Annotated in this window: 14 protein-coding genes; 5 read left to right on the forward strand and 9 right to left on the reverse strand. The window is 43.3% G+C overall.

Annotated elements, in window-relative coordinates; genetic code table 11:
* Positions 1 to 11: 11 nt before the first annotated feature.
* Positions 12 to 1,643, reverse strand: coding sequence for a GGDEF domain-containing response regulator (locus tag QNH28_RS19760; RefSeq protein ID WP_283908203.1), 1,632 nt, complete (start codon positions 1,641 to 1,643; stop codon positions 12 to 14).
* 216 nt (positions 1,644 to 1,859) lie between these two features.
* Between QNH28_RS19760 and QNH28_RS19765 the strand changes: the two genes are divergently transcribed.
* Positions 1,860 to 2,129, forward strand: coding sequence for an ACT domain-containing protein (locus tag QNH28_RS19765; RefSeq protein ID WP_042189980.1), 270 nt, complete (start codon positions 1,860 to 1,862; stop codon positions 2,127 to 2,129).
* Positions 2,130 to 2,142: 13 nt separating this feature from the next.
* A complete protein-coding gene (locus QNH28_RS19770) occupies positions 2,143 to 3,498 on the forward strand; it encodes a PFL family protein (RefSeq protein WP_256716384.1) in 1,356 nt (451 codons plus the stop codon).
* 91 nt (positions 3,499 to 3,589) lie between these two features.
* On the opposite strand, the gene QNH28_RS19775 is transcribed toward QNH28_RS19770, so the two are convergent.
* On the reverse strand, positions 3,590 to 4,000 hold the full coding sequence (locus QNH28_RS19775) for a hypothetical protein (protein ID WP_283908204.1): 411 nt from the start codon (positions 3,998 to 4,000) through the stop codon (positions 3,590 to 3,592).
* Positions 4,001 to 4,392: 392 nt separating this feature from the next.
* Here QNH28_RS19775 and QNH28_RS19780 point away from each other — a divergent pair, with 392 nt between their 5' ends.
* Positions 4,393 to 5,244, forward strand: a complete 852-nt coding sequence (locus QNH28_RS19780) for a glycosyltransferase family protein (RefSeq protein WP_283908205.1) — start codon at positions 4,393 to 4,395, stop codon at positions 5,242 to 5,244.
* 13 nt (positions 5,245 to 5,257) lie between these two features.
* Positions 5,258 to 6,331, forward strand: coding sequence for a glycosyltransferase WbsX family protein (locus tag QNH28_RS19785; protein ID WP_283908206.1), 1,074 nt, complete (start codon positions 5,258 to 5,260; stop codon positions 6,329 to 6,331).
* Between the two features lie 28 nt (positions 6,332 to 6,359).
* Here QNH28_RS19785 and QNH28_RS19790 read toward each other — a convergent pair whose 3' ends face one another.
* A complete protein-coding gene (locus QNH28_RS19790) occupies positions 6,360 to 7,823 on the reverse strand; it encodes an MFS transporter (RefSeq protein WP_283908207.1) in 1,464 nt (487 codons plus the stop codon).
* Positions 7,824 to 7,985: 162 nt separating this feature from the next.
* Between QNH28_RS19790 and QNH28_RS19795 the strand changes: the two genes are divergently transcribed.
* A complete protein-coding gene (locus QNH28_RS19795) occupies positions 7,986 to 8,405 on the forward strand; it encodes a MarR family winged helix-turn-helix transcriptional regulator (protein ID WP_283908208.1) in 420 nt (139 codons plus the stop codon).
* 67 nt (positions 8,406 to 8,472) lie between these two features.
* Here QNH28_RS19795 and QNH28_RS19800 read toward each other — a convergent pair whose 3' ends face one another.
* The 6 genes from QNH28_RS19800 to QNH28_RS19825 all read right to left on the reverse strand — a co-directional run bounded on the left by QNH28_RS19800 (position 8,473) and on the right by QNH28_RS19825 (position 17,222).
* Positions 8,473 to 10,143: an extracellular solute-binding protein gene (locus tag QNH28_RS19800; protein WP_283908209.1), complete on the reverse strand. Its 1,671-nt coding sequence runs from the start codon at positions 10,141 to 10,143 to the stop codon at positions 8,473 to 8,475.
* Entirely contained in the window at positions 10,140 to 11,543 is a 1,404-nt protein-coding gene (locus QNH28_RS19805) for a response regulator transcription factor (protein ID WP_283908210.1), read from the reverse strand. Before QNH28_RS19805 ends, QNH28_RS19800 begins: the two co-directional genes overlap by 4 nt.
* Complete coding sequence (locus QNH28_RS19810) at positions 11,536 to 13,281, reverse strand: sensor histidine kinase (RefSeq protein WP_283908211.1); 1,746 nt, start codon at positions 13,279 to 13,281, stop codon at positions 11,536 to 11,538. Before QNH28_RS19810 ends, QNH28_RS19805 begins: the two co-directional genes overlap by 8 nt.
* A 139-nt stretch (positions 13,282 to 13,420) precedes the next feature.
* Positions 13,421 to 15,256, reverse strand: a complete 1,836-nt coding sequence (locus QNH28_RS19815; RefSeq protein ID WP_283908212.1) for a type 2 periplasmic-binding domain-containing protein — start codon at positions 15,254 to 15,256, stop codon at positions 13,421 to 13,423.
* Positions 15,257 to 15,348: 92 nt separating this feature from the next.
* On the reverse strand, positions 15,349 to 16,245 hold the full coding sequence (locus QNH28_RS19820; RefSeq protein WP_283908213.1) for a carbohydrate ABC transporter permease: 897 nt from the start codon (positions 16,243 to 16,245) through the stop codon (positions 15,349 to 15,351).
* Between the two features lie 17 nt (positions 16,246 to 16,262).
* Positions 16,263 to 17,222 carry an ABC transporter permease gene (locus tag QNH28_RS19825; RefSeq protein WP_042190003.1) on the reverse strand — a complete coding sequence of 320 codons (960 nt, stop codon included), beginning with the start codon at positions 17,220 to 17,222 and terminating at the stop codon, positions 16,263 to 16,265.
* Between the last annotated feature and the right edge of the window lie 220 nt (positions 17,223 to 17,442).

A 17,442-nucleotide genomic window follows, 5' to 3' on the forward strand; every position in this document is an offset into this window, starting at 1 on the left:
TCCCCTTCATGTTAGAACAAGAATCTATGAGCCAACCGTTCCATTCGGGACAACAGCTCAGGCATATGAACAGGTTTTACTACATAATCATCGGCGCCCATCTGCAGGGCATGTACAATATCCGCCTGATTATTTCTCCCTGTTAGCATGATCACTAATATATTCACTTCCGGATACGTCTTGCGAATTCGTTCCAGGACTTCAACGCCATCCAGATCCGGCATCACACCATCCAGTAGGATAATATATTTCTCATCTATGGAATACCAATCTGATTGCAAGAAATCCAGCCCATTCGCAAAACTGCTGATATTCACCTCAGCAATATCCTCCGGCTCCCAAGTATCCATCTGATGAGTCACTATTTTTCGAATCAACGCATCATCATCCACAATAATTACATTTAGAACCGAATTCTTTTTAGTCGACGATAAATGATCCGTGTAGAGTGTTGTCTGATTCCTTCCGGCATCTTTGCTGGCATAGAGAGCTTGATCTGCTTCCTCTACAATTTTATCGGCAATATTCTCGGCTTCTGTTACCTCTGATATCCCACTAGAAAAGGTCACATGAAAGATTTCATTCTTCGCAAAAAAGTCGGTGGCAGCAAATCGCTCCTGAATACGGTTTATCACTGTCAATGCAGAACTCGCATCCGTATTTGGCAGAAACACAGCAAACTCTTCTCCACCGAAGCGGCAAAAGGTATCTTCCATACGGATCGAACTCTGTACAAGCTCAGATAAGGACTGTAACACCTCGTCTCCGATTAGATGACCATATGTATCATTAATTTTTTTGAAATAGTCCAGATCAATGAGCGCTAAAGAAAACACCCGTTCCGTTCGCTTAAAATCGCAAATCAGCTGCTTCATCACTTGATTAAAATGCTTACGATTAAACGCACCCGTCAATTCATCCACAATAATGGAGTCCTGCCATTCCCTCTTTAGTTCAAAGCGGTTTTTGATCAGAGCCAGAAAGATATCAATATCTACAGGCTTCGATAAAAAATCCATCACGCCCAGCCTATAGGCATGCAGTTGAGTCGCTTTGGAATACTCCCCACTTATAATGATGATTGGAATCCGTTCTTTTTTGGCTTTACCGATAATTTGATTCAAGACCTCTATCCCGCTGATATCTGGTAAAAGAATATCCAGAAGGATCAGATCCGGTTTGGTTTCATAAAAAATCTTGAGACCCCGTTCAGCGGATAAGGCAATGCTTACATAATAGTTTTGCTTCTCCAGTGATTCTTTAAAATAAGCTACTAATTCAACATCGTCATCAATAAGTAAAATATCATTATGCGGGAGCGTAACATCATGCCCTTTTTTGTCTAGCTGCTTAACTGAAACTAGAGAACCCGATGAATCTTGGTCAAACAGTGGAATAAGCGGATACAAATAATCACCCCACTCAAGGGCAGACCAGCTCTTAAGGCTGCTTTCCATGAAATAGGGCAACGTTGCATCGGCAAACTGTTCAACTTCTTGTAAGCCAACAGTTCCAGCTGTGCCTTTCAAGTTATGCAAAAAACGATAAATGTCCTTCTCTTTAACTTCCGACAGTTCCGACCATTCCTGGAGGGTTTGTTTGGTCCGCTCTTCAACCATATCTTTATATTTTTGTGTAGTCATATTTACTCCTTCAGAGTATCGTATCAATCTCTCACTTCATCATATTTTTCATATACTGTCAATCGAATTTTCTTTAATTTCTTAGGACTTAATAAAAAAATGATCAAACTGACAAAAAACCTTTGGTTGAAGCTTGCTTCAGCATTTGTAATAATGATTGGAATGGTTCATTCCGTTTACACGGCTAATCGCCATATTCAAAGGGAGGCTGTAATCATGAAGGGGATTATTACTGTATTAGGAAAAGACAAAGTAGGGATTATTGCCAAGGTATGTACATATCTTGCTGAGCACAATTTGAACATTCTGGATATTTCTCAAACGATTGTACAAGATTATTTTAACATGATGATGATTGTAGACATTTCTGGCGCGACTAAAGCATTTGAGGATATTGTTGAGGATTTGCATTTGATCGGAGAAGCGATCGGCGTGGAAATCAAGCTTCAGCACGAGGATATTTTTAATATTATGCACCGCATCTAGGAGGATGACTATGATATCACTGGTGGAAGTACAAGAAACGAATAAGATGATCCGTGAAATGAATCTGGATGTGCGTACTATAACAATGGGAATCAGCCTCATGGATTGTGCTCATACAGATATGAGAACTTTTAACCAAAATGTCTATGACAAGATTACTAGATCCGCCGAAAAGCTCGTCAAGACAGGTGAAGATCTAGAAAGACAATTCGGTGTACCTATTGTTAATAAACGGATTTCCGTGACCCCTATCGCTATTGCTGCTGGCGCCGTGAAGACAGACACCTATGTACCTGTTGCTGAAATACTGGACAAGGCTGCAAAAGAGGTCGGCGTCAACTTTATTGGCGGCTTCTCTGCCCTTGTGCAAAAAGGCTGTACCAAAGGCGATCGCATTCTGATCGACAGTATCCCGGAAGCGCTGGCTGTTACTGAAAGAGTCTGCTCCTCAGTCAATGTCGGCTCCTCCAGAAGTGGAATCAACATGGACGCTGTGAAATTAATGGGTGACATCATTATTCAAACTGCGGAACGCACCAAGGATCGGGATTCCATAGGCTGTGCTAAGCTGGTTGTTTTCTGTAATGCGGTTGAGGACAATCCTTTTATGGCTGGAGCGTTTCATGGTGTTGGTGAACGGGAATGTGTCATCAACGTTGGCGTCAGTGGCCCAGGTGTAATCAAGCGTGCGTTAGAGGAAGTGAAAGGTCAGGACTTCGAAACCCTGTGTGAAACGATCAAACGGACTGCGTTTAAAGTTACGCGTGTGGGACAACTAGTTGCTCAGGAAGCATCTAAACGGATGAACGTACCTTTTGGGATTATTGATCTATCGCTGGCTCCAACACCAGAAATTGGGGACTCCATTGCGGAGATCTTTCAAGTCATGGGTCTGGAAGAAGCTGGCGCACCAGGAACAACAGCCGCTCTGGCGATTCTAAATGACAATGTTAAAAAAGGTGGCGTTATGGCCTCCTCCTATGTTGGCGGACTCAGTGGAGCCTTTATTCCAGTCAGTGAAGATCACGGAATGATTCAAGCCGTTCAGCGTGGTGCTCTGACGCTCGAGAAGCTAGAAGCCATGACCTGTGTATGTTCTGTAGGACTGGACATGATTGCTATTCCGGGAAGTACCACCAAAGAGACAATCTCAGGCATTATCGCCGATGAAGCTGCTATCGGAATGGTCAATAACAAAACAACCGCTGTTCGCGTCATTCCTGTCATCGGCAAGGATGTAGGCGAAATCGTAGAATTTGGCGGCCTTCTTGGATATGCGCCTGTCATGGCTGTTAATGGCTTCAATTGCGCCAATTTCATTAACCGAGGCGGACGAATTCCTGCTCCAATTCACAGCTTTAAGAACTAATAGAAACCTCAAACAGCAAGTCCCTATTTGTACCTAGGTGACTTGCTGTTTTTTTTATGATTCGGAGCTTAAAGATATAATGTTACCGGATTTAAGCTCGTTGGATCCCAATATTAGGGGTTCCTCCGGTCAAATCGATAAATAATACATAGTCATTTCCATCCGTGCCCTTCAGCACGAGTCCTGTCTGACTTGCAACTCCCACTGCGAAATATCTGACTTCTTGAAGGCTTGTAGGAGCTGAAACTGGTGTCAAAGCCTGATTCACAGCAATCAAACGGGTTGCAGTTTTAATGGTGCCTGCGCCGCTAATTTCACCGGTAACTCCCAGATGGCCTAGCAGGGACTGACTGCCGTTCACCTGAAGGCTTCCCATAATGGTCTGACTACCATTTAATTGCAGGTTTAAATCGATAGTCTCATTCCCGTTGACATGCAGATCATTTTGAATGGTCTGACTTCCTGTAACAAGAACATTATCGAAGGTTGGCAAGACGATCATCCCTTTCAGGTTTTATAGTATATCTTATGTTAGACAAGACCATCCGGTCATAGATAGATATACATCTTTTACTAAATCCGCTTTTTCCACTGAGATTCAGATTAATGGTCTTATACCTAAAGTCAAAAGAACCCCCTACACATATAATGATTAGCAAGACTAGGTGCTAGAGCGAACGACTGGCTCCAATGAATACAGGAGGAATTATGAAGAAGACAGCTACTAGGCTCACTCCTCAAAGGCCCTCAACTCACGAAGTCACCATCAGCCAAGTTCATCCATCGCAACACCATAATCTCATTCTCGAGAACTCTTATAGAGCGGAAACCATAACACGGGAACTAAAGCAATTAAGAGTATTGCTTCTGGTTCCCTCAGAGATAAGCGATAAAATGCCTAATGTACGACTTTTTAAAGATCAGCTAAGGCATTTGGTCAAAGAAGTGCTTGCCATTAAGTTACAGCATAATTTAGCGGAATATTTAGCCCAGTATCAGCCTGATCTGATACTAGCTCTAGGATCAGAGACCATGTTCCCTGAGGAGAACATTACTGCCCTCAAAGCTTCTAAAGTCCCTAAGGCCGTATGGATGGCTGACGCAACCTGTCTTACCCGAACAGAACGTAATCTAGCACTGTTATTCGATTATATTTTCACACAGAACATAGCCAATCTGATCTATTATCAGGGATTACGGGGGAAAGAATCGAGCTTCCTCCCTTATGCTCCAGATACGGATCTCTATTATCCAAGACGTGTGGAGAACCGTTACCATAGTGACGTACTCATTCTCGGCCATTTTCAAATGAATAGTGTTCTGCATACTCTAGCTCATTCAGAACTATTTCATGGCCTCAAGGTAATGACCGTAGGTAGCGGGTGGGAGCCCACCAAAGATTTCATAGACATCACCCACGATAAAAAAGAAATGTCTAACTATTATAATGGAGCAAGGATCGTCATCAATTGCACAGGATCTATGCAGCAAATTATGGAGGTCTCTGCTTGTGGCGTATTTCAGTTCGTAGAAGATCATCCTCATCTTCAGTGTTATCGAATCGCAGAAGAAGCGCTCATTCGTTTCCAGAACTTTAAAGAGCTCTCTGAGAGCTTCAAGTACTATATTGCTCATAGTGATGAAAGAAGAATTTCTGCCTCTCGTGCTCTAAAGGAAGTAAAGTACAATTATTCTTATCTTCAGCAAGGAAAGCTGCTGCTCAGAAAAATATTCACGGAACCATAGGGGGTGACCTGACTTGAAATGCATCGCTTTTGTATTACCTCAGTTTCATCAGATATCAGAGAACGATTCCTGGTGGGGAGAGGGATTTACAGAATGGACAAATGTCAGGAAGGCTACAGCCCTTTATCCTGATCATGATCAGCCGAAAAAACCATTAAATAATAACTACTACGATTTAACGGACCCCAAAGTGAAACAATGGCAGGCAGAGACTGCAAGAGCTCATGGCATTTACGGTTTTTGTTATTATCACTATTGGTTCAATGGCAGGCGACTTCTGGAACAACCGGTTCAGCAGATTCTTGACAGCAAAGAGCCTGACTTCCCCTTTTGTCTGTCTTGGGCTAACGAGCCTTGGACTCGAAGCTGGGATGGCACCGAAGAAGATGTCTTGATGCCTCAGGAATATGGAGAAGAACGGGATTGGCGAATGCATTTTTATGCTTTGTTGGAGGCCTTCAAAGATGAACGATATATTTGCGTGGATGGCAAACCAGTATTTATTATCTACAGATCCTCCAGCATCCCTCGCTGCGATGAAATGCTTCAATGTTGGCGTGATTTAGCTCAGCAAAACGGACTTAAGGGACTTCATCTTGTCCGGACACTGGGCGGCTTTCCCCTAAATACAGAGCACGGGTTCGATGCCAGTCTAGAATTCGAGCCTCACTACACATTCGCACATGGTGGTGTAAAGCACTTGTGGAGCTCCAAACAGGTAGAGGATCAAAACCATATTGTCATTGACTATGATGAATTATGGGAATCTATGTTAGAGCGGACACCTCACAGAGACGGGGAAATTATATATCCGGGAGCATTTGTTAACTGGGATAATACACCACGCAAAGGTGCTGCCGGACAAAGTACTTTAGGTGCAAATCCTCAAAAATTCGGTCAATATCTGTCCCGACAAATTGAGAGGACCAAGAAGATGTTCAAAAGTGATTTTATTTATATTAACGCTTGGAACGAGTGGGCTGAGGGTGCCTATTTAGAACCCGATGATCATTATCGGTATCAATACTTACAAGCCGTTAAGAGAGCCCTTCAATATCATCACAAAGAAGATCCTTCCACGCCCTAGCGTCAGAAGGATCTTCTTCTTTTATTCCTTATGATCTTTCCGAAGTCTGAACTCTGGCGCTTCTTGCACTCATCATTCTCCAACCCGTTAGCAGTGCAGCCACAAAGCATATGGATGCCGAAGTCATGAACACTACATGCATGCCACTGATAAACAGCTCTGGCTGACCTGGAACTAAACCCGTTACCCGATAACCTGCTTCGCTACTCATCACATGAAAGAGAATTGTCGTAGCTATCGTAATACCGACGACCATGCCCACATTACGAACTAGCGAATTGACGCTACCCGCAGAACCAAGCTGAGTTCTAGGTACTTTGGACATCACAAGCGAATTATTCGGCGATTGAAACAGACCACTACCTATTCCTAACATAGCGATCCACACGCCTACCAGCACGACTGAGCTTCCCTCATGAAGCTCAGCTAATCCAAACTGGGCAATAACCATGACTACCAGCCCTGCAAAAGTTAGGAATTCAGACCCGATTTTATCCGATAAAGCACCGCTTATTGGTGCTACCACTACCATACATATCGGTAACAGCATCAACAGGAACCCTGCTTCAAAGGGCGATAAATTCAGCATATTCTGTGCATAAAATGGCGCGATGATATTAAAGCAGAAGTTCGCTGTAAACACGAGAAATCCACATAAAATACTTAATGAAAACAATGGATTCTTAAATAATGACAATTGCAGTAGCGGTTCTTTTCTGCGAAGCTCTGTCCACAGGAAAGCAATGAAGCTCACTATAGCAACGATTAAAGACGTCACAATTAAGCTGTCGCCATAACCGAGCTGCTGTCCCAATAAAAGCCCTGCGAACAAACTGATGATAAAAATAGCAAAGAGTAAACTACCTGGAACATCAATTGTAGATTTCGTCCTAGTTAAATCCTTAGGCAGTACCTTCCAGCCTAACAGGATAGCAATCACTCCAATAGGAATGTTCACCCAAAAAATATATTCCCAGCCTAGTGTCGAAACCATAATCCCACCTAAACTAGGGCCAGCTATACTTCCCAGAGAGACGAATGTACCTATGAAACCAAGGGCTTTCCCCCGCTCATTGGCTGGAAAAATATCCGTTACTATTCCCTGACTGTTCGCCATTGTCATCGAAGCTCCGATAGCCTGAATGACGCGCGAAGCAAGTAATGCGGGTAAACTCAAACTGAATCCACACAGCAAAGAACCAATCACAAAAACAATCGTCCCAATCTTAAAGATTCGAATCTTCCCAACAATATCTCCAAGCTTCCCGAAGAAAAGAATCGCTGCACAGATCGCCATCAAATAACCAGTAGTTACCCATTCGATTTGTGCCATAGGCAGCTTCAATTGTTTCGATAATTCAGGCAGAGCGATGTTGACAATACTACCATCAAGCGTGGACATGAAGGTAAAAATATTCAGTACAATCAAAATCATCCAGCGTTTCTTCTGAATTTCCTTGTCTTCCTGATAAGTTGCGCTAATAGAACTCATAAACTAACACCTCATTGAATGTATAATCAACGTTTAGTTGCGCACGCAACCAAACTCGCATACCCAGTGTACATCAATTTAGTTGCGTACGCAACGACTTTATTGTACACTTTGTCTCAAGGTAGCAAATACGCGAACTATAAACCCAAAGAGGTGTCTATCTTGGAAAAAGAGCCTATAGGAAAGTTAATTTCCTATTTTCATCGCCAAAATCAAAAGCAACTGGTAAAAAAATTCATGCCCTATGGAATCGGTAGCGGTGGGCAACATAGCTTTCTCAAGTTGATTCTTTCCAGACCAGGGATTACACAAGATCAATTAACTTCTGTATTAAAATTCGATAAAGCGACCACCGCACGTTCCGTGAAGCAATTAGAGAATTCAGGATACATTGAACGTAAACCAGATCCTAATGATCGACGCTCACACCTATTATATCCAACGCCTAAAGCAATCGATTTCTCGCCTATCCTTCAATCTATTTTAGATGATTATAACAAAAGCCTAGTTGGTAAATTAACCAGCGAGGAAGTAGAGCAGCTTCGTAATTTACTTCAAAAGATCAGTACTGATGAAGAATAAGGACAAAAAAAGAAACTGTCTCAAAGTAGTAACGGCTACTTAAGGGACAGCTTCTTTTTCCCCATACTCACTTCAATTTTACGGTCTCAGCAACTTCTTTCGTAATCGCTTCCCCACCTAAGCTCTTCCACTTCTCTACAAAAACGTCAAAGTCACTAAGTGGTGAATCGCCCACGATGATATTCAAAAATGTTTCACTCTCCAGATTTTGCAGTTCCGTCCATTTGCTCTTCATTAGTAGGGTGTTTCCGTAAAAGACCCCTCGCACTCCCTCAATAGCGGTAGAGGTTAAGACGGCAACTCCATATTTATATGCATTCGCTGCTTTCCAGCCTTCCAGATCTTTCTTTGGTTGTTCCGTGTCCTCCACCCATTGATCATAGATGAGACGGGTATCTGGATTTAATGTATCCGGGTCTATTTTGCCATGCAAAGCTTGCTGGATATCTGCATAATGTTTCTCTATTGCATCCGAATAATCAATTAGAAGGTCAAACGGATAATACGCACGCAGCTGAATTCCTGTCTGCGCAGAGAAATCATCCAGCTTCTTAACTTCCTCCGAATTAGGGTCTTGTCTTCTCTCAAGTCTTGTAAACACGTTTAACTGCTTCATAATGGCCTCTGGATGCTCAAAACCTTTACGTACAACAAGATAACGGTCTGTTACCGGAGCCAGGTGCGCAACAAACTTTCCAGAATCATCAAGTGGTGCTGCATATGCTCTCCATTCTGCCTTTGTATCGAGCGCGACCGCCTCTGACAAAGGATAATATGGCATCCACCACGGGCCAAAGAACATGCCTGATTTTCCTGTAATAATAGGCTCTTGCGTTTCTTTATAAAGTGCAAAATTAGGGTCCAGCAGCCCTCTTTTATACCAATCAGCCAGTTTGGCTAGCGCTTGTTTGGTCTCAGGTGTAATGGAGCCGTATACGATATTCCCAGCATTATCCTTGATCCAATTGGTAGGAAAAGCATGCAATGCACTAAACACAGCATCCAAACCATTTACTAATGGCTTCGTTCCATAAATGATATTCTTGTAGCCGCTAAGTCCGACCGTATCTCTTTTTCCATTGCCATCGGGGTCCTTCTCGATAAAAGCCTTCGCTATGTTCTCAATATCTTCGAAGGTTTGCGGTGCCTGCAGCTCCAGTTTATCCAGCCAATCCTGACGCACCCAGAGCAGAACAGGAGAATCCGCATCAATGGCTACATTAGGTAATCCGTATAATTTGCCGTATCGGGAAGCATCGGATAATGCCTCACCCTGAGTAGAATTGTACATATCCTTAATTAAGTCAGAACCATATACTTTATAGGTTTCTGTAAGGTCTTCTATCATGTCATTATCAATGAGTTTCTTCAATTGATCTCGATCTACAACCATCGCATCCGGCAAATCATTGCTATCGATCGCAAGCTGTACTTTTTGATTAAAAGCATCTTCACCCTTCGCCTCCCAAGAGTGAACCACCTTGATATTCGTAATACTCTCCAAATAACGGGTAATGGGATTATTATCGTTGCTATCACCTGTATTTAGCCTGGAATCGGGAACCTTAAATCCCACCCGGATCACGATCGGATCTTCGTATTTGCTATACGCTATAGAAGCATCTTCTACTTCTCCTTGAGGACTTCTGGTAGAATCGACTGGTTTGCTCTGGTCACGGCAAGATGTAAGTCCGAGCATCATTACCACTAGGAGGATGGATCTCCACAGTCTTATCATTGGCCCTTCCCCTCCGCACGATATTCACTCGGCAGTTTACCAATGCGTTCCCTAAACAGTCTACTGAAATAGCGGTCATCTTCAAAGCCAGATCTTGAAGCAATCTCACAGACGGGTAATGAAGTCTCCAGCAATAATGATTTAGCCAACTCAAGCCGCATTCCCCGTAAACATTCACCGAAGGTCTCCCCGGCAAAACGAGCGAAACATTGACTGAAATACCCACGGCTCATGTTAATTTCCGCCGCTACGTCGCTCTGATTGATTTTGTCACCTGCATGACTCTGCATGTAACGAACTGCGCGAATAAGGCAGGACATCACCTCTTTAGTTAATCCTAGCTCGAGCATTCTCCGTCCCACATGATCAGAAAATCGGCGCAGCCAGGTCTTCCAATGGCACCAGTTCAAATTAAACGAAATATCCCGTTCCAGTTGAATTCCATCCTCAGGCTTCAAGAGTAAAGAGCTCCAGCTTTGCAAAAGGGAATGTGCGAACGTTAGTAATCTATCCTGCCTTGGCTTCTGCAAGAGTATGTTCGTTACAAAACTCTCCCATTCGTTTCCATCAATCGTCCACTTGAGATTTCGAGCTTGCTCGAATAGATCAGCTTCATCCGGTTTTAAATGGGGAACCGCTATTCCCTTCTTTAGTTCCTCATAATTCAGAGAGGTCAGTTCTTCAGCACTAGAATGATAAAAGAGCATATGCCGAAGCTTCATGGTGAGCTGCTCCTCCAATTCCTGTAGTGACTGATCTCTTAACCCACTGATAAGCGCGGTCTGCCACCTCCCGGAAAGCTGGTTCTTAAGCTCACGCCTAGCTTCTTCTTCCGAGAAACGATGAAGCAAAGGCGACATCCACATCTCATGAAAGGTAATCAGCGGATTATTCTTCACGAAGGATAGGTGAAATAACTCTTCTTCATTACAGTGATTGCTTAATGGTAAATAAAGCAGTGCCTTGTCTGCAGCTATCCTTTTACCTTCACCATGAACCAGCGCATCCCGTGTATTGTCCTCCCATTTAATACGATCAACGAGGCGACGTATAGTCTCATCCGCATTTTCCATCTCTAACAGCGTTTTGACAATATAATCAACGGCTCCTAAACGCATAGCTTCCTGCACATAGTCAAACTCATGATGGCAAGTAAGCACTACACAGCGAATACCTGCGAAACGTTGCCTTACTAGTTTAATGAGCTCGAACCCAGAAATGCCGGGCATAGTCAAATCTACAAATAGCAGATCCACATCCTGTTGTTGAAGTAGCTCCAAAGCAGATTTTCCATCTCCCGCCTCACCAACAATAACAACCCCTAAGGATGACCAATCGATGAGAGAGATGAAGCCTTTCCGCACAAGCCGTTCGTCATCAACCACTACCGCCTTAATCATCGAAGTCCTCCTTACCTTTCCTCGGGATCACGATAGATACAACCGTACCTTCCCCTGTCTTGCTGTACATCTCTAACTTCATTTGTTCTCCATAGTAGGTTCTGAGCATCCGGTTCACGTACGAGAATCCGATTCCGAGCCCCCGTTTCTTGGCGCCATCCTCTGACAGCAATTGATCTAACGTATCTGCATCCATTCCAGCCCCGTTGTCTTTTACACATAGCTGAACTTCTCCTTCGCCATGTTCTGTAATCAAAACATCCACCCTGCCATTATCGCTTAATCCATGATAAATCGAGTTCTCAACGAGAGGTTGAAGTAAGAATCTGGGGACAGCCACAGACAATACATCTTCATCAGCCTCCACGTTAAATTCGAATTCATAGTCATAACGGATGCGCTGCAGCTCCATATAGTTTCGGATCGCTTCAATTTCCTCTCCAAGGGTAACAATGATGCTTTGTTTGCCCAGATTATAATGCAGCACCTTTACAAGAAGAGTGACTAGCTTGTCGATCTCCTTCTGACCGTTAAGCCTTGCCATCCACTGCACCGTATTTAATGTATTGTGCAAAAAGTGAGGATTGATCTGGCTAAGTAGCTTTTCAATCTCGAATTGACTTTTCTGCTTCTCATTATGAGCTACCGCAACAATCAGCTCATTCACCTGTTTCTTCATCTGCTGAAAGTTACTAAGCACAAAATCAAACTCTTCCACATTCGTGTAAGCTACTGGAGAGGTAACATTTTCCGCCATTCGATTAATTTCAAGGTTAACCTTGCGCAAAGGGCCATAAATCTTTTTCCAAATCATCCAAGCCAGAACTCCGGCAAAGAGTAGTGTCGAGAATGCGAGCAGGATCATTTTAAAGAACCAGGCATAAATTTCACTGTTGAATTCCGACTTTTTAACTACAGCAATAAGCTTCCAGCCCTGTGGACTAGCGTATCGAAATAGATGATATCCGGTAAGTGTTTCATGTGATAGATTAGAGTTGCTTCCTGCTGCTTTGATAATTCCTTGAGGCAATTTACCATCAATGACATAAGTGCTAGAGCCCTGTTGATTCACAAGTAGGTGGTTAACCTTCATCCCGTAAGATTCCTGATTAAATATTTTGCGGAGCAGGCTATAATTCGTCTCTAAATAAATATATAGCTTATGCTCACCTGGTACGCGTACAATGCGCTGCTCTGAGAACACGAGATTATCGCCGACGGCATACATCGTAGAATGCGGCCCATAATAATCAGCCCCGTTATATCGCATAAAAGAAGGTAACGTACTAATATCGAAATTTCTGCGCGCACTCATATTCGTGAACAGAACCGGATCATCACTGCTTGGCATAATGTAGGCTGTAAGTCCAATGTAAGGATTCGTGAAATTAACGAGGTTGATCTTCTGGTTGATGGAGTTCATCATTTGTGATTTGCGATAAATTTGTTTTTCTTGAATAAAAGAGGACATTTCTTCCACAATCTGACCATCCAGTGCAAACTGTTTAGAGGCAAAATCCATATTGTCGATGGCATTCTCCAAGCTAGAGGCTTCCTGTTTCAAGCTTGCACTTATACCATTGCCAATTTTCCCTGAAAGAATAGAGTAAATAGAGGTGTAGGTTACGAATCCTACTAAAAGAAGCGGAAGTAGCGTTCCGATAACTAGATAGATGAATAAGGTATTACGTAAGGATTTGACAGCAGGGGTATGATTACGCCGGAGTACTCTTACCATCCGAATGATCCTCTTCCTTCTTCCTGTAAGCGTTCTATATATATCAATGTGAGAATACCACATTTATCCTTAATTGAATAGAATAGGGCAGAACAGCCTCCACGCCGCCCCACCCTATTCATATTTTTCTAATCACACCTTATTTCACACTTTTACGAGCCTCGAACAGTTCCTCTGCCTTTTTAATCGAGAAATCCATAACTTCGGCATAGCCGAGACCATTCACCTTATCATGCATTTCTTTATTCAATTTGTCATATTCGGCTTGATCTTTCGCAAAAACCATTTTCCAAGAGATTTGTTGTATGACCGTGCCGATTTGTTTATTCTTTTGCTCCAATGTTTTGTCCATCATCAATGGCTCTTTACCAGTGAAGCCTTGTGGGGCGACGGCCAATAGATTATTTTTCTCAAAATACTCCTTAGGCGTCAGAACGCCCATCTTCGCTCTCCAGTCACTATCAAGCTTAGACGGATTACGCTCTAGGGTTGTCGTCCACAGATTGTGATCGTATGGCTCTTTGTTGTCTGGATTCACCATCGCCGGAACCACAAAGGAGAAGTTCATTTGATTGGAGCCGTAGTAGTAGTCACCACCACCAAATTCAGCAGGTACTTGCGTATTCTGTTGATCGGCATAAGCCTTCCAACCAAAGTCAGTCACGACAGGTTTACCGCTTGCATCCATATCCCAAGTCAGACCTTTAGGTCCGTTAGGTACCGCTGTTCCGCTTCCTGCAGAGATCATTGCGCCTTCCGGAGTGTACATCCAGTTAATGAATTCCATAATTCTAGCAGGTTCTTTAGCTTTTGCACCGATGGCTATAATACCGTTACCACCATATACATTGAAGCCAGTAGAATACATCAGCTCATCCTTGAACGGAACTAATGCAAAGCCTTTACCTTCTGCTGTTCTTTCCGGTGTATTATAGTTAGCTGCTCCAAGCCATGGGAACCAGGAGAATAGCAAACGACCATCTTTGTATTTCGCTACAACATCGTCGAATTTTTGAGTCATAGAATCTGGATCCACCAGACCCATTTGGTTAGCTTCAAAATACAGTTTCAGCGACTTCATGTACCAGCTATCTTCGGATAAGAAGTCATAATACTTTTCTTCGTCTGCTTTAACATATACAGCAGTGTCAGGAATTTCGTCATAGCCCATCATGTTGGCGAACTGTTTCGCCAGCGTCATCTTATAGTTGCCATCCCAGTCAGACCACATCGAGAAGGCATAGGTTTTCTTTCCTTGCTCATTTTTGGGTTCAAGCTCTTGCATTTTTTTCAGTACAGGCAGATAATCTTCAATCTTTGAAATTTCAGGTGCTCCGATTTGTTGGTAGAGATCAAAACGCAGGTCCGGCCCCCAAGTCATGTCTTTTCCTTCAGAAGGTCCGGAGGGATTTGAGGCTACATTGTTCCCGATGCCAAACACTGATGATCCACCGCCAAAAGCAACCTTTGCTTTCTCAATCGCTTTTGGGAACGTACTAGCAATGTCTTTTCCGTATTTGTCCAGAAGTCCGTCTTGTGTCCAGTCTAAGAGAAGCTTTCCTTTGATCGCATTTGGATAATGGTTTTTGTCATCACCGAAGATAATGATATCCCCAAGATCTCCGGAAGCCATCATTGCAGAGATTTTAGTATCTCCACCTGTCAGGTTTGAAGCTACAATGTCCATCTCAATATTGAACTTATCTTTGATGATTTTGGCAAACCATCCGGTTTGTGGACCTGCATAGTTAGCCGTTGTTGAGAATACGGTCAGCTTCAGCGGCTTGGAATGATCAAGTGCTCCATCATCAGGTGCTGCTATTTCTTCCGCCGGCGCGTTGGTGGCAGCGGACGTGGGCTTTTCTGTGCTCGTGTTTTTTCCTGAGTTAGCCGTATTATTCCCCCCGCCACATGCTGCCAGAACGAAGACCAGGATTACGGATAGCATGACAAGCGATGCTCTTCTTAGTCTCATTGCTTTATACCCTCCTTTTCAACTCTTCACTTATAGTTCAACTCTGCTTGTAGCAGAGGAAAACCCCATCTCGTTACCGTTCCGGTAACTCATTAGCCTTTAACTGCCCCGATCATAATGCCTTTGACGAAAAAGCGCTGGAAAAATGGGTACACGATTAGAATCGGCAATACGACGATCATCGTTACGGTCATCCGTACAGAGGTTGGAGTCTGCATATTCGCTACACTAGCGGCCATATCTGGTGAATTACGAATTAAAGCTGCGAGCGAGCTGGACTCGTTCAAATAACGCCATAACAAGAACTGGAGTGTAAAGTACTTCGTCTCTGTCATCAGAAACGCCGTATCAATGAATGAGTTCCACTGATTCACTGCGGAAAAAATCGTAATCGTAGCCAGAATTGGCGTAGTAAGCGGTACAATAATGCTCCAGAACACTCGCATGTAACCAGCACCATCCATAGATGCCGACTCCTCAAGTGAGGGCGGGATAGCCTCGACGAAGGTTTTGACCAAAATGATATTAAAAGGAGTAATGATTGTTGGCAAAATATAAGCCAGATAATTATTTGTCAGATGCAAATTGTGCATCGTGATGTACCAAGGGATCAGCCCTGCGCTAAAATACATCGTAACCACGACACTCCGGTACCAAATACTCCGGCCCCACATTTCCTTTTTGGTGAACAAGTATCCTAAAAAAGCTGACGACCCTACAGTAAGCAGCGTCCCGACAACCGTTCTATAAACAGAGACTGTTGCCGCATGTCCTAGACCGCTGATTCTTAGTACCTTGCTATAGTTATCAAAATGAATCTGTCTTGGATAAAATTTGATATAACCCGCTGCGCTAAGATCATTCGAGCTGATCGTATTGATGAACAAGTAATAGAATGGGTAGATGCATGACAGGGTGAATAATCCAAAGAGCGTATAGATCATAATCTGGAAGAGAAGTTCTCCAGCCGTTAGTTTTTTCTTTCTCAAATGGGATCACCCCTGACTTAAATGATAGATTCGTCACGCACCATCTTAGACAATGTGTTGGCTGCGAATAGTAGAATTACACTGACAACCGATTTCAACATGCTGACGGCTGTGGCAAAAGGAAAGTTGTTCGCGAAAGCGATGTTGTATACATAAAGATCTAGCACTTCAATGGAATCCTTATTCATCGCATTTTGAAAGGCAAAGTACTGCTCCATACCGTTATTGACTAGATTACCTATGGAGAGGAGCAGCAGTACAAAAAAAGTTGGGATCAAACCTGGAATGGTGATATGCCAAATTTTGCGGAACCGACTTGCACCATCCACCTCAACGGCTTCGTACAATTCCTGATCAATACCTGCGATTGCAGCAAGATAGAGAATGGCACCCCAGCCTAACGACTTCCACCAGTACCATACGATCATCGTGACCCAGATATTTGAGCTGGAAGCTAGGAAATTATATCCCTCATCTACTACTCCAAGCTGCACCAGAATGTGAGTGATGACACCGTTATCTACAGAGAACAACGAGAATGCCAATGCATATACCAGAATCCAGCTAATAAAGTTTGGAATCGTGGTAAGTGTCTGCACCAACTTGCGATACCAGCCTGACTTAATCTCAGTCAACATAATGGCAAAAATCACTGGAAAGATAGATGTAATTAATCCGAGTGAACTCATGGCAAGCGTGTTCTTCAGCACACGCAGAACCTCTGCGGTCTGTGTCGGATTGGATACAATCGTCTTGAACCATTTCAACCCGACGTAAGGCGTGTCTGACAACGGTATTCCAGGAATGAAATCATAAAAGGCATAAATCCATCCGCTGATCGGCAGATAATAGAAAATAAAAGTGACAACAAGAAAAGGAAAAGCCATGAAGAACAATTTATGTTTGTTCTTCATCTTCCAGCGGGATCGATGAACCGGATCGACGCTGGGAAGCAGTTCGCCAGCAGGTACCCCCATATCGGAATCTCCTATACCCAGATTTTGATTACGCTTTCAGAGTATCAGAACCTGAGGTTCCGGCGAGATAGAGAGCAGAACGCCTTCTTAGGAGAATCGTCAGATGCTTGTGAACCAAATTCGCAGTATAATCGACCATTTTCTACTTGTATTGTGGGACTAGTGATGGAGGGCAGGTATACCTTTAGACATAAATTAAAAAGCCTACTCTAGCACAAGA

The organism is Paenibacillus sp. G2S3 (assembly GCF_030123105.1).
GTDB lineage: Bacteria > Bacillota > Bacilli > Paenibacillales > Paenibacillaceae > Paenibacillus_AQ.

Bases quoted from the DNA above. Each gene is read 5' to 3' on its own strand.
- QNH28_RS19760 (WP_283908203.1), bottom strand. From the start codon at position 1,643: ATGACTACACAAAAATATAAAGATATGGTTGAAGAGCGGACCAAACAA.
- QNH28_RS19765 (WP_042189980.1), top strand. From the start codon at position 1,860: ATGAAGGGGATTATTACTGTATTAGGAAAAGACAAAGTAGGGATTATT.
- QNH28_RS19775 (WP_283908204.1), bottom strand. From the start codon at position 4,000: ATGATCGTCTTGCCAACCTTCGATAATGTTCTTGTTACAGGAAGTCAG.
- QNH28_RS19780 (WP_283908205.1), top strand. From the start codon at position 4,393: ATGCCTAATGTACGACTTTTTAAAGATCAGCTAAGGCATTTGGTCAAA.
- QNH28_RS19790 (WP_283908207.1), bottom strand. From the start codon at position 7,823: ATGAGTTCTATTAGCGCAACTTATCAGGAAGACAAGGAAATTCAGAAG.
- QNH28_RS19800 (WP_283908209.1), bottom strand. From the start codon at position 10,143: ATGATAAGACTGTGGAGATCCATCCTCCTAGTGGTAATGATGCTCGGA.
- QNH28_RS19805 (WP_283908210.1), bottom strand. From the start codon at position 11,543: ATGATTAAGGCGGTAGTGGTTGATGACGAACGGCTTGTGCGGAAAGGC.
- QNH28_RS19810 (WP_283908211.1), bottom strand. From the start codon at position 13,281: ATGGTAAGAGTACTCCGGCGTAATCATACCCCTGCTGTCAAATCCTTA.
- QNH28_RS19815 (WP_283908212.1), bottom strand. From the start codon at position 15,256: ATGAGACTAAGAAGAGCATCGCTTGTCATGCTATCCGTAATCCTGGTC.
- QNH28_RS19825 (WP_042190003.1), bottom strand. From the start codon at position 17,222: ATGGGGGTACCTGCTGGCGAACTGCTTCCCAGCGTCGATCCGGTTCAT.